General features: G+C 70.1%; 26 protein-coding genes. 17 read left to right on the top strand and 9 right to left on the bottom strand.

The genetic code is table 11. The features are described 5' to 3' along the window. Window positions 1–124: 124 nt before the first annotated feature. The 9 genes from RALTA_RS18975 to RALTA_RS18935 all read right to left on the bottom strand — a co-directional run bounded on the left by RALTA_RS18975 (window position 125) and on the right by RALTA_RS18935 (window position 9,138). On the bottom strand, window positions 125–448 hold the full coding sequence (locus RALTA_RS18975; RefSeq protein ID WP_012355509.1) for a c-type cytochrome: 324 nt from the start codon (window positions 446–448) through the stop codon (window positions 125–127). A gap of 200 nt (window positions 449–648) precedes the next feature. Next, a complete protein-coding gene (locus RALTA_RS18970; protein ID WP_025581912.1) occupies window positions 649–2,412 on the bottom strand; it encodes a PQQ-dependent methanol/ethanol family dehydrogenase in 1,764 nt (587 codons plus the stop codon). A 197-nt stretch (window positions 2,413–2,609) separates the two neighbouring features. Then, window positions 2,610–3,554 (bottom strand): quinoprotein relay system zinc metallohydrolase 1, encoded by a 945-nt coding sequence (locus RALTA_RS18965; protein ID WP_012355507.1) that lies wholly within the window; start codon window positions 3,552–3,554, stop codon window positions 2,610–2,612. Continuing rightward, a complete protein-coding gene (locus RALTA_RS18960) occupies window positions 3,551–4,351 on the bottom strand; it encodes a quinoprotein dehydrogenase-associated SoxYZ-like carrier (protein WP_012355506.1) in 801 nt (266 codons plus the stop codon). The genes RALTA_RS18965 and RALTA_RS18960 overlap by 4 nt, the downstream gene beginning before the upstream one ends. Beyond that, window positions 4,348–5,178, bottom strand: a complete 831-nt coding sequence (locus RALTA_RS18955; protein WP_012355505.1) for an ABC transporter permease — start codon at window positions 5,176–5,178, stop codon at window positions 4,348–4,350. The genes RALTA_RS18960 and RALTA_RS18955 overlap by 4 nt, the downstream gene beginning before the upstream one ends. Before the next feature lie 4 nt (window positions 5,179–5,182). Continuing rightward, on the bottom strand, window positions 5,183–6,361 hold the full coding sequence (locus RALTA_RS18950) for a type 1 periplasmic-binding domain-containing protein (protein WP_041232480.1): 1,179 nt from the start codon (window positions 6,359–6,361) through the stop codon (window positions 5,183–5,185). Then, entirely contained in the window at window positions 6,354–7,382 is a 1,029-nt protein-coding gene (locus RALTA_RS18945; protein ID WP_041232479.1) for a PQQ-dependent catabolism-associated beta-propeller protein, read from the bottom strand. The genes RALTA_RS18950 and RALTA_RS18945 overlap by 8 nt, the downstream gene beginning before the upstream one ends. Beyond that, on the bottom strand, window positions 7,379–8,158 hold the full coding sequence (locus RALTA_RS18940) for an ABC transporter ATP-binding protein (protein WP_012355502.1): 780 nt from the start codon (window positions 8,156–8,158) through the stop codon (window positions 7,379–7,381). Before RALTA_RS18940 ends, RALTA_RS18945 begins: the two co-directional genes overlap by 4 nt. Continuing rightward, a complete protein-coding gene (locus RALTA_RS18935) occupies window positions 8,155–9,138 on the bottom strand; it encodes a tripartite tricarboxylate transporter substrate binding protein (RefSeq protein ID WP_025581926.1) in 984 nt (327 codons plus the stop codon). The genes RALTA_RS18940 and RALTA_RS18935 overlap by 4 nt, the downstream gene beginning before the upstream one ends. 360 nt (window positions 9,139–9,498) lie before the next feature. Here RALTA_RS18935 and RALTA_RS18930 point away from each other — a divergent pair, with 360 nt between their 5' ends. From RALTA_RS18930 to RALTA_RS18850, 17 genes are all read left to right on the top strand, one after another. Then, the gene (locus tag RALTA_RS18930; protein ID WP_012355500.1) at window positions 9,499–11,952 is read left to right on the top strand and encodes a TonB-dependent receptor; all 2,454 of its coding nucleotides are present in this window, start codon (window positions 9,499–9,501) and stop codon (window positions 11,950–11,952) included. A gap of 136 nt (window positions 11,953–12,088) precedes the next feature. Continuing rightward, window positions 12,089–12,283, top strand: coding sequence for a hypothetical protein (locus RALTA_RS18925; protein WP_012355499.1), 195 nt, complete (start codon window positions 12,089–12,091; stop codon window positions 12,281–12,283). A 98-nt stretch (window positions 12,284–12,381) separates the two neighbouring features. Continuing rightward, a complete protein-coding gene (locus RALTA_RS18920) occupies window positions 12,382–12,909 on the top strand; it encodes a hypothetical protein (protein ID WP_012355498.1) in 528 nt (175 codons plus the stop codon). Between the two features lie 114 nt (window positions 12,910–13,023). Continuing rightward, a complete protein-coding gene (gene serA / locus RALTA_RS18915; protein ID WP_041232478.1) occupies window positions 13,024–14,235 on the top strand; it encodes a phosphoglycerate dehydrogenase in 1,212 nt (403 codons plus the stop codon). 176 nt (window positions 14,236–14,411) lie between these two features. Further along, entirely contained in the window at window positions 14,412–14,756 is a 345-nt protein-coding gene (locus tag RALTA_RS18910; protein ID WP_025581934.1) for a hypothetical protein, read from the top strand. 204 nt (window positions 14,757–14,960) lie between these two features. Further along, window positions 14,961–15,125, top strand: a complete 165-nt coding sequence (gene napE, locus RALTA_RS18905; protein ID WP_012355495.1) for a periplasmic nitrate reductase, NapE protein — start codon at window positions 14,961–14,963, stop codon at window positions 15,123–15,125. Window positions 15,126–15,232: 107 nt separating this feature from the next. After that, a complete protein-coding gene (locus RALTA_RS18900; protein WP_012355494.1) occupies window positions 15,233–15,571 on the top strand; it encodes a chaperone NapD in 339 nt (112 codons plus the stop codon). Beyond that, window positions 15,568–18,063: a periplasmic nitrate reductase subunit alpha gene (napA, locus tag RALTA_RS18895; RefSeq protein ID WP_012355493.1), complete on the top strand. Its 2,496-nt coding sequence runs from the start codon at window positions 15,568–15,570 to the stop codon at window positions 18,061–18,063. Before RALTA_RS18900 ends, napA begins: the two co-directional genes overlap by 4 nt. Before the next feature lie 25 nt (window positions 18,064–18,088). Further along, complete coding sequence (locus tag RALTA_RS18890) at window positions 18,089–18,616, top strand: nitrate reductase cytochrome c-type subunit (RefSeq protein ID WP_012355492.1); 528 nt, start codon at window positions 18,089–18,091, stop codon at window positions 18,614–18,616. A gap of 58 nt (window positions 18,617–18,674) precedes the next feature. Beyond that, a complete protein-coding gene (locus tag RALTA_RS18885) occupies window positions 18,675–19,262 on the top strand; it encodes a cytochrome c3 family protein (RefSeq protein WP_012355491.1) in 588 nt (195 codons plus the stop codon). Beyond that, window positions 19,259–19,906: a cytochrome c biogenesis heme-transporting ATPase CcmA gene (gene ccmA, locus RALTA_RS18880; protein WP_012355490.1), complete on the top strand. Its 648-nt coding sequence runs from the start codon at window positions 19,259–19,261 to the stop codon at window positions 19,904–19,906. The genes RALTA_RS18885 and ccmA overlap by 4 nt, the downstream gene beginning before the upstream one ends. A 14-nt stretch (window positions 19,907–19,920) precedes the next feature. Beyond that, entirely contained in the window at window positions 19,921–20,598 is a 678-nt protein-coding gene (gene ccmB / locus RALTA_RS18875; protein ID WP_025581945.1) for a heme exporter protein CcmB, read from the top strand. Further along, complete coding sequence (locus RALTA_RS18870; RefSeq protein WP_012355488.1) at window positions 20,595–21,386, top strand: heme ABC transporter permease; 792 nt, start codon at window positions 20,595–20,597, stop codon at window positions 21,384–21,386. The genes ccmB and RALTA_RS18870 overlap by 4 nt, the downstream gene beginning before the upstream one ends. Further along, entirely contained in the window at window positions 21,383–21,562 is a 180-nt protein-coding gene (gene ccmD, locus RALTA_RS18865; protein ID WP_012355487.1) for a heme exporter protein CcmD, read from the top strand. The genes RALTA_RS18870 and ccmD overlap by 4 nt, the downstream gene beginning before the upstream one ends. Beyond that, on the top strand, window positions 21,559–22,032 hold the full coding sequence (ccmE, locus tag RALTA_RS18860; RefSeq protein WP_012355486.1) for a cytochrome c maturation protein CcmE: 474 nt from the start codon (window positions 21,559–21,561) through the stop codon (window positions 22,030–22,032). Before ccmD ends, ccmE begins: the two co-directional genes overlap by 4 nt. Further along, window positions 22,029–24,059, top strand: a complete 2,031-nt coding sequence (locus tag RALTA_RS18855; RefSeq protein WP_012355485.1) for a heme lyase CcmF/NrfE family subunit — start codon at window positions 22,029–22,031, stop codon at window positions 24,057–24,059. Before ccmE ends, RALTA_RS18855 begins: the two co-directional genes overlap by 4 nt. Continuing rightward, window positions 24,056–24,598 carry a DsbE family thiol:disulfide interchange protein gene (locus RALTA_RS18850; protein ID WP_012355484.1) on the top strand — a complete coding sequence of 181 codons (543 nt, stop codon included), beginning with the start codon at window positions 24,056–24,058 and terminating at the stop codon, window positions 24,596–24,598. Before RALTA_RS18855 ends, RALTA_RS18850 begins: the two co-directional genes overlap by 4 nt. Window positions 24,599–24,602: the final 4 nt, after the last annotated feature.

The following is a 24,602-nucleotide window of genomic DNA, read 5'->3' as shown; positions in this document are numbered from 1 at the left end:
CCGACCGATACGGCGAGCACTGAATCAACGCCCACGCCGGCGCCGCCGCAAGCGGGTCTTGCGCCGGCCGTCCACGACGGGGCCGCGGCCGACGCAGCGCCCGCAGCCCACGCCCCGCCCTGGCTCAACCGCCCCCAAGCACCCACTCCGCCAGCTTCCTCGCATCGTCCTCTCCCAGATTTCCATGCGGCGGCATAGGAATCCTGCCCCACGCCCCCTTGCCGCCCTCGCGAATCTTCTTCGCCAGCGAAGCGGCCGCCTGACTATCGCCCTTGTACCGCGCCGCCACCTCGGCAAACCCGGGCCCCACCAGCTTTGACTGCATGCCATGGCAGGAAAAGCAGCCGCTCTTGTCGGCCAGCGCCTGCATCTCCGCCGCCGTGGCGGCCAGCGCCGCGCCCGGCAACATCGCGCCAACCGCCGCCAGCGCCATCCATTCTTTCTTCATACCTGTATCCCGATCCGATGCTGTGGCAATGCCGTTCAGTCGACGACCGTCGTTCCCGCGAAGGCGGGAACCCAGTGATTTTTCCCGAAGGGGACGTGAAAGACGCTGGATTACCGCCTGCGCGGGAATGACGGTGGTGACTGATGCTTCGACTGCACGGCATTAGCGCCCGCGCGGGGCCCGTGCCACCGTTGATTCCCTCAGCTCTTGTGCAGCTTGAACACCCACACCGAGCCGCCCTGCTCCAGGAAATTCACGCGCTTGGCTACCTCGCCGCCCCACAGCGGCACCGCGCCGCCCCAGCCGGATACCACCGCGACGAACTGCTCGCCGTTCTCTTCCCACGTGACCGGCGGAGCGACCACGCCGCTGCCGGTCTGGAACTGCCACAGCTCCTTGCCGGTCTTCGCGTCGGCGGCCTTCAGGTAGCCTTCCGGCGTGCCCCAGAACACCAGCCCGCCGGCGGTGGTCATGGCGCCGCCCCACAGCGGCGCGCCGTTCTTGACCTCCCAGACGATCTTGCCGGTCTTGGGGTTGATCGCGCGCAGCGAGCCAATGTAGTCCTCGTTGAGCGGCTGGATGGTGAAGCCCGCGCCCAGGAATGCGGCGCCCTTCTTGTAGCTGATGGGCTCGTTCCAGATGTCCATGCCCCACTCGTTGGCGGGCACGTAGAACAGGCCGGTCTGCGGGCTGTAGGCCATCGGCTGCTGGTTCTTGCCGCCCAGGAAGCCCGGCGCCGCGAACACCGACTTGCCTTTCTTCTCGCCGTTGGCGGCGGCCGGGTCACCCGGGCGGCCCTCGGCGACGTAGTTGGGGCGGCCGCTCTTCAGGTCGATGCCGGTGGCCCAGGTGATCTTCTTCACGAAGGGGAAGGCGTTGACCAGCTTGCCGCTGGTGGCATCGTTGACGTAGAAGAAGCCATTGCGGTCGGCCTTGCCGCCCACGCGCTTGCCGTCCAGGTCGAAGGTGACGAACTCGTTCACGCCGTCGAAGTCCCAGCCGTCGTTCGGGGTGTTCTGGTAGTGCCAGACGATCTTGCCGGTGGCGGGGTCGAGCGCGACGGTGGAGGCGGAGTAGAGGTTGTCGCCCTTGCGGATGTGGCTGTTCCACGGGCCCGGGTTGCCGGTGCCGAAGTAGGCCAGGCCGGTCGCCGGGTCATAGGTGCCGCCCAGCCAGGTGGCCGCGCCGCCGGTCTTCCAGGTCTCGCCGGGCCAGCTGGCGTTCTGGGTGCCGGTCATGCCGATCTCGGTCTTGTTGCCGTCCTTGTCGTACTTGTAGCCCATATGGCCTTCGACCACCGGCCGCGACCACACCAGCTGCCCGGTCTTCGCGTCGCGTGCGTCGACGCGCCCGACCACCCCGAATTCGCCGCCCGAGATGCCGGTCAGCACCAGGCCCTTGGCCACCAGCGGCGCGGCCGTGTACGAATAGCCGGCCGCGTAGTCTTCCAGCTTCTCCTTCCACACCACCTTGCCGCTGTTCTGGTCCAGCGCGACCAACTGGGCGTCGAGCGTGCCGAAGATCACCAGGTTGTCGTACAGCGCCGCGCCCCGGTTGACCACGTCGCAGCAAGGCATGATGCCTTCAGGCAGGCGGTGCTCGTACTTCCACAGCTTGCGCCCGGTCTTCGCGTCGAGCGCATAGATGCGCGAATACGAGGCCGTGACGAACATCTTGCCGTCGTGGATCAGCGGCTGCGATTCCTGCCCGCGCTGCTTCTCGCCACCGAACGAGAACGACCACGCCGGCACCAGCCGGTCCACGTTCTTCGTATTGATGCGCGCCAGCGTCGAATAGCGCTGGCCCTGCGGGCCCATGCCCCACGACAGCACGTCGCCGGGGGACTTGGCGTCGTTCTCGATCATGGCGTCGCTCACCGCCGCCTGCGCGGCAACGCTCGCCGCGGCGGCCGCGATTGCCGCCGAGGTTGCCGCGATTGCCAGCCCTACTCGTAAGGTCCTCATTGCCATCTCCTCTCATTGTTTTGGGTTTCGCTGGTGCGCCACTGCGCCACACACCAGCACGCAAATGGCAAATCCCATGCCAGTGGGCCGGCGCCCAGATCGCGCGCCCGGCGGGCCAGCCGCATGGCCGCGGCCCGCGTCAGCGTGCAACACTGCGTTGCAGCTGCGCCAGAATTGAACAGCCAGGCCAGATGCCTTCACTGGCCCAGCGCGGCTTCCTCGTGCGCCGGGTAGAGATGGATCACGTTGCGCAGATACTCGGCGGGCATCGCGCCCCAGCGCGCAAAAGGCTCGGGCACCGGCATGGCCATGACCTCGGCCAGGTCGCGTCCCTGCGCCGCGGCCTGGCGCAGCCGCCCATCCAGCCATTGCAGGTAGGCGCGCGTCTGCGCGATGGCTTCCGTGCCGCCCAGCGCGGGCCCGTGGCTGGGCACCAGCAGGCGCGCCCCGCTCTGCTCCATCAGCGCCTGCAGCCGCGCGAGGCTGTCCAGCCAGCGGCCGATGTGCGCGTGCGGCGTGGTCGGAATGCGCTCACGGAACACCAGCCCGCCGGCAAAGACGATGCCGGCATCCCGGTCCAGCAGCACCAGGTCCGCGTCGGTGTGGCCTTGCAGGCGGATCAGCTCCAGCGTGCGGCGGCCGATCGTGCGTGGCCCGGCCTCCAGCGCATGCGCCGGCGGCGCGGGCTCGGTGCCGCGCATCCAGTCGCCGCACAATCGGTAGAGGTTGTCGGCATAGGCCGCGCCTTCGCGCTGCGCGCCCGCGATGGTGGCGGGCAGCGCGCTGCCGCCTACGTCGGCATAGGCCTGGTTGCCGAAGAAATAATCGGGATGCTGGTTCAGGTTCAGCACCAGCCGTACCGGCGCGCCGGTCAGCGCCGCGATGGCACGGCGCTGCTGCTCGCCGTACGCGCGCGACGGACCGGTGTTGATCACCACCACGCCGTCGCCGGTGTCGAGGAACGCGGTATTGATGATGTTGCAGCCATTTTCCGGCGCGAAGTCGGCGTTGGCGCCTTCCAGCAGCCACACGCCGGCGGCGATCTCGCGTGGGGCCAGCCGGTAGTCGGGTGGCTGCGCGGGTGCCGCGCAGACCGCGGCAGTGGCCAGCCACAGCAGCAGCGACGGCAATACGCGCCTCATGGCGACACCCGCGCCGCGATGTGGTTGCCATTGTTGTCGTGGCCGGACACGGTCATGCCCGGCACCACGGCCTCGCGCAGGTCGAACGAGAAGATCGGGTTCTCGGCCACGGGCTCGTGCAGGGCCAGGCGCAACAGGGGCTGCCTGGACGCGTCGGCCAGCACCAGCGTTTCGATATGGAACGCCGGGATGCCGGCGACCAGGCCGGTGTCCATCGGGTGCATCACGCGCAGCCGCACGCGTGCGCCGCCCTCGCCAAGTCCCGGGAATACGCGCGCCTCGACCCGGTTGAGCGTGCGGCTCCAGCTGCCGTCGCGGCGGGTCGCGCCGGGCACGGTGCAGCCACCACCGCCGGCGTCGACCCATGCGCTGCCGACATGCCAGGTACCATCGCGCGTGCGTGCCGCCACCCGCACCGGCGAGGCCTGCTCGAGCTTGAAGCGGAACGACAGCGACGGCCGCACCCGCAGCGGCTCGAACGCCAGCACCGGGCGGATCGGGTTGCGGTCCACCGCCACCACGATGCGCTCGACTTCGCCCAGCGCCGACGCGTCGAAGGCAATCGGCACGCGCATGGGGTCTTCCGCGAAAGCGGGCCCGGTGACGCGCACGCGGCTGTCGAACACCACCGGCCCCTGCTGCAGCAGTTCCTTGTGGATCCAGGCCCATTGCGGCGACTGCATGGGATCGCTGTGCGCCATGACCGCACCGGTGCCGGTGTCTGCGAATGCGCTGGTGTTGGCCAGCCGCAGCCAGGCCAGCACCAGCAGCACCATGCCTTGCCGGCGGCGCATCATGCCGGCGGCCCGCGGCGCGCCATGCCGCGCTGCGGGTCATAGCCGCGCAGCGCCAGCGCGAAGAAAACCACTGCGCCGCCCGCGACGATGGCCAGGCTTTGGGGCGCCAGCTGCCCGTACAGCGCGAAGCGGATCGCCTCCACCGCATGCGTGAACGGGTTCAGGCGCGCCAGCTGGTACACCGCGTCGGCGCCCGACTCCTGCAGGCGCCACAGCGGATACAGCGCCGAGCTGATGAAAAACATCGGGAAGATCACGAAGTTCATGGTCCCGGCAAAGTTCTCCAGCTGGCGCACGTGGACCGACAGCAGCAGGCCGAGCGCGCCCAGCATCAGCGCGGCCAGCGTCATCGCGCCCAAGCCCGCCAGCAGGTGCAGCGGCGCAAATCGGATGCCGAACCCCGCCGCCACCAGCAGGAAGGCCGCCATCTGCAGCAGCGACAGCAGCGTGCCCGCCGCCAGCTTGCAGCCCAGCAGCCAGCCGCGTGGCAGCGGCGCGGTCAGCAGCAGCCGCATCACACCCATCTCGCGGTCGTACACCATGGCCAGCGACGACTGCATGCCGTTGAACAGCGCGATCATGCCCAGCAGCCCGGGCGCGACATAGACCTGGTATTCGATATAGCTGTCATACGGCGGCGCGATGGCAACGCCCAGCGCGTTCTGGAAGCCGGCGGCGAACACCAGCAGCCACAGCAGCGGGCGCACCAGCGACGACAGCAGCCGCCCGGGCTGGCGCACGTACTTGCGCAGCTCGCGGCCGCAGACCGCGCGCAGCGCACGCCAGCGATGGCGCATCGACGAAGGCATGGTGGCGGGCAGGGTCATGGTGTCAGGTCGGGGCGCGGCACGCGGTGTCGGCTTCGTCGGCGCCCAGCGTGTCGAGGTTGTTCTTCGGATGCAGCACGCCTTCGACCGGCGCGGTGCCGATTACGCCGTCGGGGTGCGCCAGCATCAGCGGCTGGCGCAGCTGGCGGTCCCAGCGCCGGAACGACAGCGGCGGGCCCTTGAAGCCGTCCACCACCACCTGCCCCGCGGCCAGTGCCTGCGCCTGCGCGGCAAAGCCCGCGGGCTGCCGCACCACGCTCTCGGCAATCGCCTTGACCGCGACCCAGGCGGCCCAGTCGTAGCCGGTCATCGGCCGGCCCGCGGCGCGGGCGAAGCGCCGGTTGAGCTGCGGCCCGCCGTTGCGCTCCCAGGCCCAGTGCCAGGCTTGCGCGCCGAGGCCGCTGGCGCCCACCACCGGGCGCGGCAGCTGCGTGGCATAAGGCAGGCCGCGCGCGAACTCGCCGTCGGCGTCGGCCACCACCACCACGTCGTAGTCCGCGCCACCGGTCAGCAGCCTGACATTGGCCTGGTCGCGCTCGCGCGGATCGTTGGACAGCCGGAACGCGCGCTGCGCGCTCCAGGCGATGCCGAAGCGCCGCGCCGCGCCCACCAGCGCGTCGCGCTGCGCGGCGTCGGCCGCCGTGGGGCCGCTCAGCAACAGCGCGCGGCGCCACTTGCGCGCGGCCAGGTACTGCATCAGCGCGTCGGCGCGCATGCGCATGCTCGGCAGCGTATGCAGCAACACCGGCGCGCAGCCGGCGCCGCGCAATGCATCGTCGTCGGCCGAGACATTGAACAGCAGCGCCTCGCCGGGCCTGACGGCGCCCGCCGCGGCCCTGACCGAAGCCGGCGGCAGGTCCAGCAGGATAAAACGCGTGCCCTGGCGCGCCAGCGCCGCAACCAGCGTGGCCACCTCGGCTTCGGTGCGGGCCTGCTGCGCCTCGACCCGAAGCGACTGGCCCGCGGCCTCCAGCGCAAAGCGCGCTTCCGCCGCCGCCACCCGGGCGGCGTCGAGCGCGCTGCCCTGCGGCTGGTCGGGGTAGCGCTGCGCCAGCCGCCGCGGCGCGTGGCGGGCATCGTCGGCCAGCGACACTACCGCCACGCGCACCTCCGCGGCATGCAGTGGCGACGCCAGCACCGCCGCAAGCGTAAAGGCCAGCACCGCCAGCGCGCGCTCAGTCATCGATCGCCACCGAATGCGGCACGCGGCCCGCCTTGAGCGTGGCCACCGCCTTGCGGCTGGCGGTGTCGACCACGCTGACATCGTCGGACAGCCCGTTGGCAACGTAGAGCCGCGCGTTGTCGCGGCTCAGCGCCAGCCCCCAGGCGCGCCGTCCCACCAGCACGTAATCCTGCACGCGGCGCGACGCCACCTCCACCACCGCGACATGGTTGGCGCGGCCCAGCCCGATATAGGCGTGGGTGCCGTCGCTGCGCGCCGCCATCCCGACCGGGGTCACGTCTTCGGCACGCATGCCGCGCGGCGCGAAGGCAATGGTCTGGACCACCTCCAGCGTATCGGTGCGGATCACGCTGACGCTGGCCGACATCTCGTTCGACACCCACAGCTCCTTGCCGCCGCGCACCAGCAGCAGCCGGCGCGGCCGGTTGCCGACCCGGATATTGCGCACCACCTTGCGCGCGGCCACGTCGACCACATGGACCAGGTTGGCGACCTCGGAGGCCACGTACACCTGCCGTCCGTCGGCGCTGACCCTGACGCCTTCCGGCTCCGCGCCCACCCCGACCGCGAACACGCGCTTGCCGGAGCCGGTGTCGTAGGCCGACAGCAGCGCGTCGTCTTCGTTCGACACGTAGAGCGTGCGGCCGTCCTGGCTCAGGTCGAACAGTTCCGGGTCGTCGCCGACCGGCAGCGACGTCACGGTCTTGCGGGTGCCGACGTCGACCACGTCGACGCGGTGGTCGTCGCTGCAGGCCACGTACAGCCGCGCACGGTCCGGCGACAGCTGCAGATGGCGCGGCCGCCGGCACTGACGCCATGCCGCCAGTTGCTGTCCGCTGCCGGCATCGTAGGCGGTCAGCGCGTCGTCCTTTTCGCTGGAGACAAAGACCTGCCCGGTGGCGGCGCGCGCGGCACCACCCTGAGCGCCCTGAGCGCCCTCGGCCAGGCCGGCGGCAACCAGCAACGCGGTGGCCAGCAGCCAGGCGCCCGCAAGCCAGGCGGGGGATGGCATCGGTGTCATGCGGTGACCTCCAGTTGTGCCGTGCGGACTACCGACGGCGTCATGGCCAGGAAAGCGGCTTCCAGCGTCGCGGCCGCGGTGGCGCCCAGCAGCGCCGCCGGGGTGCCGTCGAAGCGCACCGCGCCGCGGTCCAGCACGATCACGCGGTCGGCCTGCTCCACTTCCTGCACCAGGTGGGTGGCCCACAGCACGCCCGCCTGCGCGTGCCGCGCCAGCCGCCGGCACTCGCCCAGCAACTGCACGCGCGAGGCGGGGTCCAGCCCCACCGTCGGCTCGTCCAGCAGCAGCATGGCCGGTTCGTGCAGCAGCGCGCGCGCCAGTTCGACCTTGCGCCGGCTGCCACCGGACAGCTCGCGTACCGGCGCGTGCGCGCGCGCGGCCAGGCCGAACCCCTGCAGCAGGCCCGCGATCCGCTGCGCCGCCACGCGCCGCGGCAAGCCGTGCAGGTCGGCATGAAAGCGCAGGTTGGCCAGCACCGGCAGGTCCAGGTCGATGGCGGGCTGCTGGAACACGATGCCCAGCTGCGCCAGCGCGCGCACGGGGTCGCGCCGCATGTCGCAGCCCATCACCGTGACCTGCCCGGCATCGGCAACGAACAGGCCGCTGAGGATCTGGAACAGCGTGGTCTTGCCCGCGCCGTTGGGCCCCAGCAGCGCCACGAACTCGCCGCGCCGCACGCTCAGCGAGACCCCGTCCAGCGCGACGCGGCCGCCGAACGCCTTGCGCACGGCATCGCAGCCAAGCGCAGGCGCGGCATGGGACGGCTGCGCGCTCATAGCTGCTCCTTCGCCCGCGCCGTGCCTGCACGCGCGGCAAAGGTGCGCTCGGTCTCCCATGCCTGGCGCAGGAAGGCTTCATATTGCGCGGTGCCCAGGTAAGTCAGCTCCTGGTCGTAGCGGGCCAGCTCGGCAAGATGGCGCGGCTGCTGCATGGCGGCGCGGAACGCGTCGTGCAGGCGCCGGACGATGGCGGCATCGGTGCCGCGCGGCACGCCGATGCCGTACGGAGCGTTGTGGACCGCATCGGCAAAGCCCAGCTCGGCCACGGTCGGCACCTCGGGCCAGCGTGCCGAGCGCTGCGCGCTGAACACGGCCAGCAGGCGCAGCTTGCCGCTTTCGACGAACGGTGCGAAGCCGGTGGAATTGACCCCCGCCATCAGCGAGCCGTTGGCCACCGCAAGCATCTGGTCGGCAGTGCCGTGGTAGGGCACGTGCAGGTAGCGCACGCCGCTGCGGCCCAGCACATCCTCCATCGCCAGGTGGGCAGTGGTGCCGATGCCGGTGGAGCCCACCGTGAGCTGGCCCGGGTGCGCCCGGCCCCAGGCAATCAGGTCGCGCAGCGAGCGCCACGGGCTGCCGGCCGGCACCACGATGCCGAAGGTGTAGCCCGAGATCATCAGCACCGGCTGGATGTCGCGCAGCGGCTGCCAGGCCGTCTTCTGCTGGTGCGGGAACCGGTACACCGTCAGCGGCAGCTGGCCGATGGTGTAGCCGTCCGGCCGCGCGGCGGCAAGCAGGCCTCCCACCAGCGTGCCGCCGGCGCCGGGCCGGTTCTCCACCACGATCGGCTGCCCCAGTTCGCGCCCGGCGAGCTCGGCCAGGATGCGCATCGAGATATCGGTGGCGCCGCCCGCCGGCCAGGGCACCACCAGCGTGACCGGACGCGAGGGATAGGCGCTCGCGCCGTCGGCCCGCGCGCCGCCCGCGGGCAATAGGCCGAGGCATATCGACAGCAGGCAGGCAAGGCAACGGAACATGGGCAAGCACCGGACCAGGTTGGGATGCGGTGTGACAGAGCAAGGCCGATACCATGTGCGATGCAGCACGGCATGACGCATCCCCGCGGACCTTGCCGGGCCGGCGCTGCACGGCTCCCTGCCGCCATCGCGCGGCGACGCATGCTGCGATGCGCCGCGCAACACTGTGCCGCGATGAAGCACTGCCCCTGCTTGCGGCAACGCCCCACTGTCCTGTTTTGTGACAGCACGCAGGCCTCGCGCCGGGCGCCTGCACGCCCGCCAGCCACCGGGACGCGGCACGGTACGAAAACTGCTGAAGCGGTGCCGACAGGCGCAGCCCGATGCAGGCATGCGCCGCGTATCCCGAGGAGACAAGCCATGCCAGCCATCCCGCGTCCTGCGCCGCCAGGCCAGCGGCCATCCCGATCGCCGCGCGCCGTTGCGGCCCGCCCGCCGCGGCGCGCGAGCACGCATGCCGCGCTGCTGTCCGCGCTGGTCACGCTGCTGTGCCAGCGTGCCGCTGTGGCGCAACAGGACACTGTTGCGCCAAACCAGGACAGTACGCTGTTGCCCGAAGTGCTGGTGGTGGCCGCGGCGCCGCTGCCCGGCATCGGCGTGGCCAGCGACCTGGTGCCCTATACCGTGCAGACCGTGCGCGGCAGCGAGCTCGGCGGCGCGCGCGCCGGCAACCTGGCCGACTACCTGAACCGGCATCTCGCCGGCGTCAACGTCAACGACATCCAGGGCAGCCCGTTCCAGACCGACATCACCTACCGCGGCTTTCGCGCGTCATCGATCCCCGGCGTGCCGCAGGGGCTGTCGGTGTACCTGGATGGCATCCGCGTCAACGAGCCTTTCGGCGACGTGGTGAGCTGGGACATGATCCCGGAGGCGGCGCTGGCAAGCGCGTCGCTGGTGTCCAGCGCCAACCCCGCGTACGGCCTCAACACCCTCGGCGGCGCGCTCGCCATGACCACGCGTTCGGGACTGGACTCGCCCGGCTTCACCGCCGACCTGTCCTATGGCAGCCATGCCCGCAGGCGCGCCGACCTGTCCGGAGGCGTGCGCAGCGACGGCGGCTGGCACGCGTTCGCCGCCGGCACGCTGTTCCAGGAGCACGGCTGGCGCGACCATTCCGAGGGCCGGCTCGGCAATGTCTTTGCCAAGGCGGGCTACGCCGGCGCCAGCAGCAGCTGGGACGTCTCGGTGCTGCATGGCCGCAGCACACTGACCGGCAACGGCCTGGTGCCCAGCTATCGCGCCGCCGACGGCGGCACGCTGCCCGAGCTGTACCAGTCCAACCGGCGCGCGGTCTACACCTATCCCGACCAGACCCGCAACCAGGTCACCCAGGCCGCGCTCAACGCCCGTCACTGGTTCGACGACAAGACCAGCGCCGCGGCCCTGGCCTATGTGCGCAACAGCCGCCGCGACACCGCCAACGGCGACGTGAACCCGGACTATGAAGCCTATGCCGAAGACTGCGAGGACGGCTTCGACGCCGACGGCAGCCCGCGCGGCGGCGACTGCGGCATGACCCGTGCGGAAGGCGCCGCGCTGCACCCGGCGGTGCTCAACACCAGCCATATGCGGCAGCAAACCGTCGGCATGGCGCTGAGCCTGGCCAGGGAGACCGAGCGCCACGTGCTCAATGCCGGCCTGACGCTGGACCGCAGCCGCCTGACCTATTCGCAATACGCACAGCCCGCCAGCTTCACCGACGACCGCGGCGTGGTCGCCGATCCCGCCGAAGCCAACGCCCTGTTCTCCGGCGTCAGCGGCAATGCCCGCACACTGGGGATGTACCTGTCCGATACGTGGACGCTGACACCCAGCACCTTCCTGACCGCATCGGCGCGCTGGAACCACGTTACCGTCAGCAATACGCTGCGCAACAGCGACGGCAGCGAACAGCCGCGCGAAAGCTTTACCTACCGCCGCCTGAATCCGGCGCTGGGACTGGCGCAGAAGCTGGGCAGCGGCGTCACGGTGTTCGGCGGCTATGCGCAGAACAACCGCGTGCCGACCGTGCTCGAGCTGGGCTGCGCCGACCCGGAACGGCCCTGCCGGTTGCCGGCGGGACTGCAGGCCGATCCGTACCTGAAGCAGGTAGTGTCGCATTCGTACGAGGCCGGCGTGCGCTGGCAGCCGCGCCCGCACACCGAGGTCACGGCGTCGCTCTATCGCATCGACAACCACGACGACATCCTGTTCCTGCGCGCACCGAACACGCAGCTCGGCTACTTCGCCAATTTCGACCGCACCCGCAACCAGGGGCTCGATCTCACCGCGCGCCACCGCCTGGGCGCGGTGACCTTGCGGCTTGCCTACAGCTACCTGCAGGCCACCTACCAGTCCGCCGGCGCGCTCGCCGCCGGCGAACGCACCATCGACATCCGCCCGGGCATGCGCATGGCCGGGCTGCCCCGCCATACGCTGAAACTGGGTGCAGACTGGCAGCCCGTGGCCGGCCTGGTGCTGGGCGCCGACCTGGTGGCGGTGTCGGGGGCGGTCTCCAGCGGCAACGAGGACGGCCTGCGCAGCGACCCGCAAGCGGGCGCCGCGCCGAAGACCGCCGACTGGAGCACGCCGGGCTACGCCACCATCAACCTGCGCGCGGCGTACCAGGTCAGCAAGCGCTTCGAGATCTACGCGCGCGTGGCAAACCTGCTGGACCGCCGCTACGAGACCTACGGCCAGATCGCCAACGACGTGTTCCCCGGCGGCAGCCTGGTGCGGCCGCACGTGGCCCCGGGGGATGCCGCCAGCGCGCTGTTCGTGGCGCCGGGCGCGCCCCGCAGCTTCTGGCTGGGCGTGGTGTTCCGGATGTAGCCGCGGGACGCAGGCGCCACCGGCCCTGTGCGAGGCCGGGCGCGGCCCCGCCGCCTTCACCATTCCTTACAGACAACGGCGCCGCCACCCTTTATTCTCCTGTCGCAAACGGAATCCCCAAAACAAGGAGAATGCAATGAAATCTGCCCTGGCCCTTCTGGTCGCGTGCAGCGCACTGCTCGGCGGCTGCGTGGTCGCCCCCTATGACACCTACGGCAGCGGCCCGCAGGGCTGCCCGCCGGGGCAGGCCAAGAAAGGCAACTGCCGCATCGACCCGTACGGCAACGAGTCGTTCTGCCCGCCGGGCCAGGCCAAGAAGGGCCGCTGCTAAGCCCGCGCGCGGCCTGCGCCACCGTGCCGCCGGTTGCGCCAGGCCGGCTGGCGGCCCGACAATGGCGTCTGCGGACATCCTGTTCGCCGGAGCGCGCCATGCCCCCCCTGACCCTGCCCGGCCGATCCCTCGGCTCCCTCTGCCTGGCCGCCGCCATGCTCGGCGCCTGCGCCACGCTGCAGCCGGAACAGACCGGCAGGCAGATGATTGGCAGCCCCGAAAGTGCGGTGCGCCATACTTTCGGACCACCCACCGAGACCCACCGCCTGGCCGACGGCACCACCCGCTGGCTATGGTCGCGGCAACCCTTCGGCCATGAGGTCTACGCCGCCGATTTCGACGCCGCGGGCCGGCTGACCCGCTACCGCCAGATGCTGACCGAGGCCGAAATCTACCGCGCCCAGGTCGGGGTCTGGACCAAGCAGGACGTGCAGCAGCATTTCGGCCTGCCGCGCGAGCCGGTGCAGTACTACCCGCTGATGCAGCGCGAAGCGTGGTCGTGGCGCATGTATAAGGACGGCCTGCAGACGGCGCACTTCAGCTGCTACTTCGACAACGCCGGCGTGCTGCGCCAGACCATGATCATCGTCGATCCGCTCGGCGGCGACGCGCGCCGCGCGCGCTGATGCCGCGGCCGGTGCCAATGCCGGCAGCAGGGGCTCCCCGGCTCCCACGCCGTTTTGCGCGCAGAATGGAGGCGATGCGGCAATGCCCGCCCACCCTCCACGCGGAAAACCAACGTGACCACAGCCATCCTGCTCGAGAATATCCACCAGAGCGCCAACGCCCGGCTGGCCGAAGCCGGCCTGCAGGTCGAGCGCCGCACCGGCGCGCTGGCCGGCGCCGAATTGCGCCAGGTGCTGGCCAGCCATGACGTGGTCGGCATCCGCTCGGCCACCCACTTGCGCGCGGACGATATCCGCAGCGCGCCTGGACTGCTCTCGATCGGCTGCTTCTGCATCGGCACCTCGCAGGTCGACCTGGACGCGGCCACCGCCGCCGGCATCCCGGTCTTCAACGCCCCCTTTTCCAACACCCGTTCGGTGGCCGAGCTGGTGGTCGCCGAAGCGGTAATGCTGCTGCGCCGGATCCCCGAGAAGAACACGCTGGCGCATGCCGGCAAATGGGCCAAGGGCGCCGCCGGCGCGTTCGAGACGCGCGGCAAGACCATCGCCATCGTCGGCTACGGCAATATCGGCTCGCAGGTCGGCGTGCTGGCGGAATCGATGGGCATGCGCGTGGTCTACTACGATGTGCTCGCACGGCTCTCGCACGGTTCGGCCCGTGCCGCCGGCTCGCTGGAAGAAGCGGTGTCGCAGGCCGAGGTGGTGACCCTGCACGTCCCGGCCACGCCGCGCACGCGCAACATGATCGATGCCAGCATCCTCGCCGCATGCAAGCCGGGCGCGATCCTGATCAATGCCTCGCGCGGCAGCGTGGTCGACATCGCCGCGCTGGCCGCGGCGCTGCGCGAAAAGCGGCTGGGCGGCGCGGCCATCGACGTGTTCCCGGAAGAGCCCAAAACCAACCAGGACGCCTTCACCAGCGAACTGCAGAACCTGCCCAACGTACTGCTGACCCCCCACATCGGCGGCAGCACCGAGGAGGCGCAGGAAAACATCGGCACCGAGGTCGCGGCCAAGCTCGCGCACTTCCTCGCCACCGGCGGCACCATCGGCGCGGTCAATTTCCCCGAGGTCGATCCCGGCCCGCTGCATGCACCGGCGCGCCTGCTCAACGTGCACGGCAACGCGCCCGGCGCGCTGGCCGCGCTGAACACGCTGCTGGCGCAGGAAGGCGTGAACATTACCGGCCAGCATCTGCAGACGCGCGGCCACACCGGCTATGTCGTGACTGACCTGGACCGCGCGCCGTCCGAGCAGCTGATGCAGGCACTGCGGACCCATGCCGGCTTCGCCCGCTCGCGGCTGATCCTGCGCGGCGCGGCATAGCCATGCACCAACGCCGGGAATCCGCCGCAACTTCACCAAACTGTCTTAAATGCTGACAATGCTCTGACCCCGAGACTATGCTGAATGCAGCCCACACGCGCATCGGTGGGCCTGCACGGAACGCGATGACAAAGGCGGCCCGCCCCGGCGCCGCACCAACAATCGTGAGGTCAGACATGTCGCTTGAACGGAGCAGGAAGGCCACCACCATGGCCGGCCGGCTGGCCGCAGCCACGCTGCTGGTGAGCGCCTGGATCGGCAGCGCCGCGGCGCAATCCGGCAAGATTACTTTCCTGGGGGCCATCACGAACCCCTCATGCGCCCTGCGGCCATCCGCCGGCATGGTGCAGGCCAGCTGCCGGCAGCCATCCGGGCAGATTCTCTCGGCCCCATTCGCCGTCACCCCGCAGCGGCAGGCAGCGCCCAGGCGCATCGGCACGGCGAGACTGAACGTGGAACCCGTTCGCACCGCCCGCCGCGCGGCGGCGCCCGCCTACCTGGTCGTGGTGACCTATCACTAGATGACATATCCGGGCCAGCACCGCGCCGGGCCCGCACTACCGCAATCGGGTCACCGCACAGCGGTCGTTGCGGCCCATGCCGCATCTGGCGCCGGCGTGCGCCGGCACCGGCAAGTGCCGTCTTGACACCTTGGCTTGCGCTTCCTTTAATGGTGTAACGCATCGCGCCGCGCCCGATCCTTTTTTGCCGAGGACGTCAACGAGATGGATACCGGTGAAGCCCACGATCCGCAACGCAAGCAAGAAGAACTGCGCAGTTTCCTTTTCCTGACCGCGGTCATGGTGCCGGTGCTGTCCGTCATCATCGTCGCGGGCTATGGGTTCATTGTCTGGATGACCCAGTTGATCAGCGGACCACCGTCCCACTAGGCGGGCCCGCGCAGGCCGGTGCCGCGGGGCCCTCCGCCACCGGTGCATTGGATTGATAAAAACAAGCTGCAGCACAGACTGAAACGGCATCGAACCGGAGCTTGCGCATGCCCGCTGCAAGACGTGCCATCCCCATCCAGCCGCTGCCGGCGAGCGCAGAGTGGCATATTGCCGGCGTCGTGGTCCATGCCCTTCCCGACAGCCTGCCGCAGGTGCGCGCGGCCATCGATGCGATGGCCGGCGCCGAGGTCCATGCCGCCAGCGACAGCGGCAAGCTGGTCGTCACCATCGAAGCGCCCACCTCGCGCGCCATCGCCGCGCACCTGACCTTGCTGCATCAGCTCGACGGCGTGCTGTCGGCCGCTCTGGTCTACCAGCACAACGAAGACGCCGAGGCCATGCACGAGGCCGTGAACCCCGCAATGAACGAGGAGGCAGGCATATGACCCTCTCCCGCCGCGATTTCATCAAGCAGACCGCCGTCGCCGCAACGGCGTCGGTGGCCGGCGTCACGCTGCCGGCCGGAGCCGCCAACTTTGTCACGGACAGCGAGGTGACAAAGCTGAAATGGTCCAAGGCGCCGTGCCGCTTCTGCGGCACCGGCTGCGGGGTCACGGTGGCGGTCAGGGACAACAAGGTGGTTGCCACGAACGGCGACCCGCAGGCCGAGGTCAACAAGGGGCTGAACTGCGTCAAGGGCTATTTCCTGTCGAAGATCATGTACGGCCAGGACCGGCTGACCAAGCCGCTGCTGCGCATGAAGAACGGCCAGTACGACAAGAACGGCGAATTCGCGCCGGTCACCTGGGAGCGCGCCTTCGACGAGATGGAGCGCCAGTTCAAGCGCGTACTGAAAGAGAAAGGCCCGACCGCGGTGGGCATGTTCGGCTCGGGCCAGTGGACCGTGTGGGAAGGCTATGCCGCGTCCAAGCTGTACAAGGCCGGCTTCCGCTCCAACAATATCGATCCCAATGCACGCCACTGCATGGCGTCCGCGGTGCAGGGCTTCATGCGCACCTTCGGCATGGACGAGCCCATGGGCTGCTATGACGATTTCGAAGCTGCCGATGCCTTCGTGCTGTGGGGCTCGAACATGGCCGAGATGCATCCGATCCTGTGGACCCGCATCACCGACCGGCGCCTGAGCCATCCCAAGACCCGCGTGGCGGTGCTGTCGACCTTCACGCATCGCTCCTTCGACCTGGCCGACATCCCGGTCATCTTCAAGCCGCAGACCGACCTGGCGATGATGAACTACATCGCCCACTACATCATCAAGAACAACAAGGTCAACAAGGACTTCGTCAACAAGCACACGGTGTTCAAGGAAGGCGTGACCAACATCGGCTATGGGTTGCGTCCCGACCATCCGCTGCAGAAGGCGGCCAAGAACGCCGCCGATCCCGGCGCCTCGCGCCCGATCACGTTCGACGACTTCGCGCGTTTCGTGGCCAAGTACGACGCCGATACCGTCAGCAAGCTGTCGGGCGTGCCCAAGGACAAGCTCGACCAGCTGGCCGAGCTCTACGCCGACACGAACATCAAGGTGATGTCGCTGTGGACCATGGGCTTCAACCAGCATACGCGCGGCAGCTGGGCCAACAACATGGTCTACAACCTGCACCTGCTGACCGGCAAGATCGCCACGCCGGGCAACAGCCCGTTCTCGCTGACCGGGCAGCCCTCGGCGTGCGGCACCGCGCGCGAGGTGGGCACGTTCTCGCACCGGCTGCCGGCGGACATGGTGGTGACCAATCCCAAGCACCGCGAAGAAGCCGAGCGCATCTGGAAGCTGCCACCGGGCACCATTCCCGACAAGCCGGGCTATCACGCCGTGCTGCAGAACCGCATGCTCAAGGACGGCAAGCTCAATGCGTACTGGGTGCAGGTCAACAACAACATGCAGGCGGCGGCCAACCTGATGGAAGAGGGCTTGCCGGGCTACCGCAATCCCGCCAACTTCATCGTCGTGTCTGACGCCTATCCCACCGTCACCGCGCTGGCGGCGGACCTGATCCTGCCGAGCGCGATGTGGGTCGAGAAGGAAGGCGCCTACGGCAATGCCGAGCGCCGCACGCAGTTCTGGCACCAGCTGGTCGATGCGCCGGGCGAGGCGCGCTCCGACCTGTGGCAGCTGATGGAGTTTTCCAAGCGCTTCAAGGTCGAGGATGTCTGGCCCGCCGACCTGATCGCGAAGAAGCCGGAGTACCGCGGCAAGACCCTGTTCGACGTGCTCTACCGCAACGGGCAGGTCGACAAGTTCCCGCTCAAGGAAGTCAACGCCGAGTACCACAACGCCGAGGCCAAGGCCTTCGGCTTCTACGTGCAGAAGGGGCTGTTCGAGGAATACGCCACCTTTGGCCGCGGCCATGGCCACGACCTGGCGCCGTTCGACGCCTACCATGAGGCGCGCGGCCTGCGCTGGCCGGTGGTCAACGGCAAGGAAACCCGCTGGCGCTACCGCGAAGGCAGCGATCCCTACGTGAAGGCCGGCACCGGCTACCAGTTCTATGGCAACCCCGACGGCAAGGCGGTGATTTTCGCGCTGCCCTACGAGCCGCCCGCCGAATCGCCCGACAAGGAGTACCCGTACTGGCTGGTCACGGGCCGCGTGCTGGAGCACTGGCATTCCGGCTCGATGACGCGCCGCGTGCCCGAGCTGTACCGTGCCTTCCCCAACGCGGTGGTGTTCATGCACCCCGAGGACGCCAAAGCCATGGGCCTGCGCCGCGGCGTGGAAGTGGAAGTGGTGTCGCGGCGCGGGAGCATGCGCTCGCGCCTGGAGACCCGCGGACGCGATGCGCCGCCGCGCGGGCTGGTGTTCGTGCCGTGGTTCGACGCCAGCCAGCTGATCAACAAGGTCACGCTGGACGCGACCTGCCCGATCTCGCTGCAGACCGACTTCAAGAAGTGCGCGGTCAAGATCGTCAAGGTCTAGCGCGGCCGATACAACAGGAGACGCCATGAAACCGAGTCGATCCTGGCTGCCACTGCTGGCCTTGTTCACGCTGCTGCTGGCGGTGCTGGCGGCATTGCCGCTGCCGGCGCGTGCTCAGCAACAGCAGCAAGGCCTGGTCGATGCCATGCGCGGCAACACGCCCATCGGCAACGAGAGCAAGGCCCCGATCATGTATCCGACCGAGAACAAGGACATCCGCCGCAACCGCAACTACACCATGCAGCCGCCGACGATCCCGCACAAGATCGACGGCTACCAGCTCGACAAGGACTTCAACCGCTGCATGTTCTGCCACGCACGCACCCGCACCGAAGAGACCCAGGCAATCCCGGTCAGCATCACGCATTACATGGACCGCGACAACAACGTGCTGGCCGAGGTGTCGCCGCGCCGCTATTTCTGCACGCAGTGCCACGTGCCGCAGGCGGACGCCAAGCCGCTGGTGGGCAATAGCTTCATCGATGTCGAGCAGATGCTCAAGCGCAAGCCCGGCGCCAAAGGAGCGGCCGACACCAAGGGAGCGGCCAAATAAGGGAGCGACCAGTTCGCAGCGCCCGGCCCCGACCTCAACCTCATTGTGGATGCGCGCCATGCTCGACCTGCTCAAGCGCTACTGGCGGACCATCAACCGGCCCAGCGCCTATTTCAGCCTGGGCTTCCTGACACTGGGCGGCTTTATCGCCGGCGTGGTGTTCTGGGGCGCGTTCAACACCGCGCTGGAACTGACCAACACCGAGCAGTTCTGCACCGGCTGCCACGAGATGCGCGACAACGTCTACCAGGAGCTGCAGGGCACCATCCACTTCACCAACCGCAGCGGCGTGCGCGCCAAATGCTCGGACTGCCATGTGCCGCACAACTGGACCGACAAGATGGCGCGCAAGATGCAGGCGTCCAAGGAAGTCTGGGCCAAGATCTTCGGCACCGTCGACACGCGCGAGAAATTCCAGGCGCACCGGCTGACGCTGGCGCAGCACGAGTGGGACCGCTTCAAGGCCAACGATTCGCTGGAATGCCGCAACTGCCACGATTACCAGTCGATGGACTTCACCCGGCAGAGCCCGCGCGCGCAGGCCATGCATTCGACCTACCTGGCCAACAAGGAGAAGACCTGCATCGACTGCCACAAGGGCATCGCCCACCATCTTCCGGACATGTCGAAGGCCGAGGCGAAATGATGCGTGCCGCCGCGCCCGTGCTCAGCGCCAGCGGCCTGGCGGTGTCGCGTGCCGGCCGCAAGGTATTGCATGGCATCGACCTCGGCCTGGCGCCGGGCGAACTGCTGCAGGTGCTGGGTGCCAACGGCAGCGGCAAGACCACGCTGCTGCGCGTGCTGTGCGGCCTGGCCAGCGCGGATGCCGGCACGCTGCACTGGCACGGCCGTCCGCTGCACGCCGCCGATCCGGATTTCCAGCAGGCGCTGGCCTACCTGGGCCACGCCAACGGCATTGACGTCGACCTGACCCCGGCCGAGAACCTGCGCTTTGCCGCCCGCCTTGCCGGCCGCCATGCCGATGCCAGCCAGCGCGCCGACAGCGTCGCGCGCGCGCTCGCCGCGCAAGGGCTGGAGCGCGTCGCGCAGGTGCCGGTGCGCACGCTGTCGCAAGGCCAGCGGCGGCGCGTCGCGCTGGCGCGGCTGGCGCTGGCGCCGCGCACCCTGTGGCTGCTGGACGAGCCGGTCACCGCGCTCGATGCCGAGAGTTGCGCGCGCTTCCAGCGCCAGCTGGACGCGCACCTGGCCGCGGGCGGCATGGCCGTGATCGCCACGCACCAGTTGCTGCCCGGCGGCGGCGCGGTGCTGCGCCTGGACCGGCCGGCATGATGGGCATGACCGGCATGCTGCGCACGCTCGCCGCCATCGTCGCGCACGATGTCTCGCTGTCGTGGCGCCGGCGCGGCAGCCTGCTCGGCGGCGTGGTGTTCTTTGTCATGGCCGCCAGCCTGTTCCCGCTGGCGATCGGGCCCGAGCCGCAGCAGTTGCGCGCGCTGGCGCCGGGCATTCTGTGGGTGACGGCGCTGCTGGCCTCGATGCTGTCGCTGTCGCGGCTGTTCGCGCAGGAGCATGCCGACGGCAGCCTGGACCAGCTGCTGCTGTCGCCGCATCCGCTGGCGCTGCTGGTGCTGGCCAAGATCGCCGCGCACTGGCTCGCCAGCGGGCTGCCGCTGCTGGTGCTCACGCCGCTGCTGGCGCAGCAATACGGGCTGCCGTCCGGCGCCGCGCTGCTGCTGGCGGCATCGCTGCTGGTCGGCACCCCGGCGCTGAGCCTGATCGGCGCGGTAGGCGCGGCGCTGACGCTGGGCGTGCGCGGCGGCGCGGTGCTGCTGTGCATCCTGGTGTTGCCGTTGTGCGTGCCGGTGCTGGTGTTCGGCGCCGGCGCCGCGGCCGCGGCCGATGCCGGGGCGGACGTGACCGCGCAGTTCTCGCTGCTGGGCGCATGCCTGGCGCTGTCGCTGTTCCTGTGCCCGCTGGCCGCCGCCGCCGGGCTGCGCATTGCCATGGAGACACCGGCATGAGCCAGCCGCTGCCATCGGTGCCCCACCCTGTCCCGTCACACGCCCGCGCCCGCCGCCACTGGCTGGCGTACGCCGCGCCGGTACGGTTCTATCCGCTGGCCGGACGCATGGCCCCATGGTTTTTCGCCGCGGCGGCGCTGCTGGCGGTGGCGGGCCTGTGGACCGGCTTCGTCGTCGCGCCCACCGACGCGCAGCAGGGCGAGGTCTACCGCATCATCTTCATCCACGTGCCGGCGGCATGGATGTCGATGTTCATTTACCTGGTCATGGCCGGCTACTGCGCGCTGGCGCTGGTGCTGCGCACGCGGCTGTCGTCGATGATGGCATCGGCGCTGGCGCCGACCGGCGCGCTCTTCACCGTGCTGGCGCTGTGGACCGGCGCGCTGTGGGGCCAGCCCACCTGGGGCACGTGGTGGGTCTGGGATGCGCGGCTGACCTCCGAGCTGATCCTGCTGTTCCTGTACCTGGGCTTTATCGCGCTGGAAGCCGCCATCGACGAACCGCGCCGCGCCGAGCGTGCCTGTGCGGTGCTGGCGCTGGTGGGCGTGGTCAACATCCCGGTGATCTATTTCTCGGTGCAGTGGTGGAACACGCTGCACCAGGGCGCCTCGGTCAGCCTGACCGCGGCGCCGTCGATGGCCGCCACCATGCTGGCGGGGATGCTGCTGATGACGCTGGCGTGCTGGATGTACACGGTAGCGGTGGCGCTGGTGCGCGTGCGCTGCATCCTGCGCGAACGCGGCGAGGTGCCGCACGGCCCGGCCATGACCCACGGAGACGGCGCGTGAACCTGGCTGCGCTGCTGCCTTCGCTGCTGACCGACGGGCGCCACGGCGTCTTCATCGCCGGCGCCTTCGGCGTGAGCGCGCTGCTGCTGGCGCTGGAACTGGTGCTGCTGGCGCACCGCAGCCGGGCCACGCGCCCGCTTGCTGACCCGGAAACCGTCCGGGAAGCCGACCGATGACGCCGCGCCAGCGTCGCCTCGGGCTGCTGGCCGCGGCCCTGGCCTGCTGCGGCGTCGCGGCGGCGCTGGTGCTCAATGCCTTCCGCGCCAACCTGGTGTTCTTCTTCAGCCCGAGCCAGGTCGCCGCGCAAGAGGCGCCAGTGGCACGCAGCTTCCGCCTGGGCGGGCTGGTCGCGTCGGGCTCGATCCGGCGCGAGGGCGACGGCATGACGGTGCGCTTTGTCGTGACCGACACCGCGCGCCAGGTGCCGGTGCAGTATCGCGGCCTGCTGCCCGACCTGTTCCGCGAAGGCAAGGGCGTGGTGGCGCGCGGCCAGTTGCGCGCGGACGGCACCTTCGTCGCCACCGAGGTGCTGGCCAAGCACGACGAAAACTACATGCCGCCCGAGGCCGCCGCTGCGCTGAAGCAGGCCGGCCAGGCCAACCCTGGCATGGCCGGGGCGATGGCCGCACAGGAGCTGCGCCGGTGATCGCCGAACTGGGCCACTTCACCCTGATCGTCGCCCTGCTGGTGGCGCTGGTGCAGGCGGTGGTGCCACTGGCCGGCGCGGCACGCGGCCGGCTGGCCTGGATGGCGCTGGCACGCCCTGCCGCGCGCGTGCAATGCCTGCTGGTGGCGCTGTCCTTCGCCGCGCTGACGTGGTCCTTCGTCTGCAACGACTTCAGCGTCCGCTACGTCGCCGCCAACGCCAACAGCGCGCTGCCGCTGGCCTACCGCATCGCCGCGGTGTGGGGCGGGCACGAGGGCTCGATGCTGCTGTGGACGCTGATGCTGGCGCTGTGGTCGCTGGCGGTGTCGGTGTGCAGCCGGCAGCTGCCGCTGGCCGCGGTGGCCCGCGTGCTGGCGGTGATGGGCGCGGTCAGCGCCGGCTTCCTGGCGTTCCTGCTGTTTGCCTCGAACCCCTTCGTGCGGCTGCTGCCGCCGGCGATGGAGGGCCGCGACCTCAACCCGCTGCTGCAGGACCCCGGCATGGTGTTCCACCCGCCGCTGCTGTACATGGGCTACGTCGGCTTCTCGGTGACCTTTGCCTTTGCCGTGGCAGCGCTGCTGGCCGGCCGCGTCGACGCGGCCTGGGCGCGCTGGTCGCGGCCATGGACTACGGTGGCGTGGGCCTTCCTGACGCTGGGCATCATGCTGGGCAGCGCCTGGGCCTACTACGAGCTGGGCTGGGGCGGCTGGTGGTTCTGGGACCCGGTCGAGAACGCCTCGTTCATGCCCTGGCTGGCCGGCACCGCGCTGATGCACTCGCTGGCGGTCACCGAGAAGCGCGGCGCATTTCGCGCGTGGACCGTGCTGCTGGCGATCTTTACCTTCTCGCTGAGCCTGCTCGGCACCTTCCTGGTCCGCTCCGGCGTGCTGACCTCGGTCCACGCCTTCGCCGTGGATCCCAAGCGCGGCATCTTCATCCTGGCGCTGCTGGGGCTGGTGACCGGGCTGGCGCTGGCGCTGTATGCCTGGCGCGCGCCGGCGCTCGCGCGCCACGTGGCGTTTGCGGCGGTGTCGCGCGAGTCGATGCTGCTGGCCAACAACGTGCTGCTGGCGGTGGCCGCCGCCACGGTGCTGCTGGGTACGCTCTACCCGCTGCTGGTCGATGTGCTTGGCCTCGGCAAGATCTCGGTCGGTCCCGCCTATTTCGAGCAGGTGTTCGTGCCCTTGATGGCGCCCGCGGTGCTGCTGATGGGCGCTGCGCCGCTGGCGCGCTGGCGCCATGGCGACCTGCCCGGCATGGCGCGCCGGCTGCGCTGGGCCGCGGTGGCCAGCGCGGCGCTCGGCGCGGGGCTGCTGCTGGCGCTGCGCAACGCTTCGGCGCTGAGCGGGCTGGGGCTGCTGCTGGCGGCCTGGTGCCTGCTGAGCGCGGTGGCCAGCATGGCGGCGCGGCTGCAGCACCAGCAGGGCCGCCGCCTGGCGGCGCTGCGCCAGTTCACGCCGGGCTACTGGGGCATGCTGCTCGCGCACGCCGGCGTTGGCGTCTTCGTTGCCGGCGTAACACTGGTGTCGGGCCAGGAGAGCCTGCGCGAACTGCCGATGCGCGCCGGCGACACGGTCAGCGTAGGCGGTTATGACTTCCGCTTTGCCGGCGTGACCCAGGCCGGCGGCCCCAATTACGACGCTTTGCGCGGCACGCTGGCGGCCTCGCTCGACGGCCGGCGCGTGGCGGTGCTCCATCCCGAGCGCCGCATCTACCGCAGCCAGGACATGCCCACCACCGAAGCGGCCATCGACAGCGGCGTCACGCGCGACCTCTACGTGGCGCTGGGCGAGCACGTCGGCAACGACGCCGACGGCAGCGCGTGGGCCGTGCGCATCCACGTCAAGCCCTTTGTCGGCTGGATCTGGGGCGGCTGCGCGCTGATGGCGCTGGGCGGACTGCTGGCGGCCTGCGACAAGCGCTACCGGCTGCGGCGCCGCGCCGCCGACGCGGTCGATGCGCCGGTCGCAACTGATGCGCCCGCGATGCCGGCACTGACCTCGGCCCGCGAGGAGACCCCGGCATGACGCGCTTCCTGCTGCCGCTAGCCGCCTTCCTCGCCCTCGCCGTGGCGCTGGCCGCGGGCTTGCGCCACGATCCGCGCGAACTGCCGTCGCCGCTGGTGGGCAGGTCCGCGCCGGCGTTCCGCCTGCCGCTGCTGGCGCCCGAAGGCCGCACCCTGGACAGTGCCGACCTGCGCGGCAAGGTCTGGCTGCTGAACGTGTGGGCCTCGTGGTGCGCGGCCTGCCGTACCGAACATCCGCTGCTGGTGGACTTTGCCGCGCGTGCGCCGGTGCCGCTGTACGGCCTGAACTACAAGGACGAAGCCGTCGCCGCGCGCGACTGGCTGCGGCGGCTCGGCAACCCCTACACCGCATCGCTGGTCGATGCCGACGGACGCGTGGGCATCGACTACGGTGTCTATGGCGTGCCCGAGACCTTTGTCATCGACCAGCATGGCGTGGTGCGCTACCGCCAGGTCGGCCCCGTCACGCGCGAGGTGCTGGAGCGCAAGCTGATTCCGCTGATCGAGCAGCTGCAGCGGCAGGGTGGCGGCCATGCGTAGCCAC

Source organism: Cupriavidus taiwanensis LMG 19424 (genome assembly GCF_000069785.1).
GTDB lineage: Bacteria > Pseudomonadota > Gammaproteobacteria > Burkholderiales > Burkholderiaceae > Cupriavidus > Cupriavidus taiwanensis.
Note: the sequence above shows the minus strand (reverse complement) of the source record. Positions and strands in the feature narration are given on the sequence as shown.